2 protein-coding genes and 1 pseudogene are annotated in these 1207 nt (G+C 74.2%); 1 reads left to right on the top strand and 2 read right to left on the bottom strand.

Features of this window, described 5'->3' with window-relative positions:
* Nucleotides 1-530: pseudogene (locus AB0L34_RS34080) on the bottom strand (hypothetical protein); the annotation flags it as partial.
* Between the two features lie 151 nt (nt 531-681).
* Here AB0L34_RS34080 and AB0L34_RS34075 point away from each other — a divergent pair.
* On the top strand, nt 682-894 hold the full coding sequence (locus AB0L34_RS34075) for a hypothetical protein (RefSeq protein WP_363709798.1): 213 nt from the start codon (nt 682-684) through the stop codon (nt 892-894).
* 6 nt (nt 895-900) lie between these two features.
* Here AB0L34_RS34075 and AB0L34_RS34070 read toward each other — a convergent pair.
* On the bottom strand, nt 901-1207 hold a 307-nt coding region (locus AB0L34_RS34070; protein ID WP_363709796.1), incomplete at its 5' end, for a DUF3263 domain-containing protein.

Below are 1207 nucleotides of genomic sequence, written 5' to 3'. Positions count from 1 at the left end.
CCGTCGGGCAGCGCGGCGGCGCTGCGACGCAGGTCGGCCACCGCGTCCGCGAGCCGGTCGTCGGTGACCACCTCGATCCCGCGGTCGGTGTCGAGCACCAGCGGGCTGTCGCAGAGCACCAGGTAGTCGACCCGGTCGCCGCTTTCCCGCAGCAGGCAGACGGTGGACGAGGGGGTGCCGGGATGGTCCAGGTCGCACGTCCCGCCGTGGTCGGCCCGGACCGCGAGGATCGCCGCCGCGAGGCTGCTCATCAGCGTGGCGGCGGGCCGGGCCGCGATCGCCAGGCCGATCCGGGCGGCCAGGTGCCGGACGTACCAGGCGGGACCGTGCACGCATCCGGTGTCGAAGCCCTCCGGCACGGTGGCCCCGTCGAGGACGCCGACGAGCGGGCCGATCCGGAAGACCACGTCCTCGTTCTCCGGGCGGCCCGGCGCCGGGTCGGAGGCGGAACGCACCCGCATCACCGGCGCCTCCCCGGCCGGGCGGGCCGGCCTGCTGCCGATCGCGTACCGGCGGTCCGGTGCTCCCATCGTCGCCTCCGTTCGTCGTCGCCGGCCGCCTACCCGGCCCGCGCCAGGTCATCCGCCACCGGCCCGATCGCGGTAACCCTGCGTCATCACTCCCGCGCTTTCGGTAGCGTCGGACGCGACCGGGTCGGTCTCGGTGACAGGGGGATTCGAGATGTTGGAGCGGTTGCACGAGGGCGGCATCCGGGCGGAGCACGCATACCTCGCCGGGTTCGTCAGCATCGGCCTCTCGGTCACCAGTTGGTTCCTCTCCAAGCACATGGAGCGCGCCGGAGTGGCGCGGGCGGACCGCTGGGGCATCTTCATCAGCGAGTGGGCGCCGACGTTCTTCGCCATCGGCAACGGGCTGCGCACGTACGAGAAGTGAGGCGGGTCAGCGCCGCCGGTTGCGGGCCCGCGACGAGCGCAGCCGGCGCAGCCGGCCGATCAGCACCGGATCGGCGGCGAGCGCGGCCGGGTGGTCGAGCAGCGCGTTGAGCAGCTGGTAGTAGCGGGTCGCGGAGAGCCCGAACGTGTCCCGGATGGCCTGTTCCTTGGCTCCGGCGTGCTTCCACCACTGCGCCTCGAAGGCGAGGATCCGCTGCTCCCGCTCGGTGAGGCCGGCCGGCGTCGTGCCCGCGGCGCCCGTATCCGCCGCTTCCGGACCGGGCTGCTCGACCGGCGCGGTGGACTCGACGGGC

It is taken from the genome of Micromonospora sp. NPDC052213 (assembly GCF_040679695.1).
Lineage (GTDB): Bacteria > Actinomycetota > Actinomycetes > Mycobacteriales > Micromonosporaceae > Micromonospora.
Note: the sequence above shows the minus strand (reverse complement) of the source record. Positions and strands in the feature narration are given on the sequence as shown.

Excerpts from the sequence above, each read along its gene's own strand:
- AB0L34_RS34075 (WP_363709798.1), top strand. The coding sequence starts at position 682 with ATGTTGGAGCGGTTGCACGAGGGCGGCATCCGGGCGGAGCACGCATAC.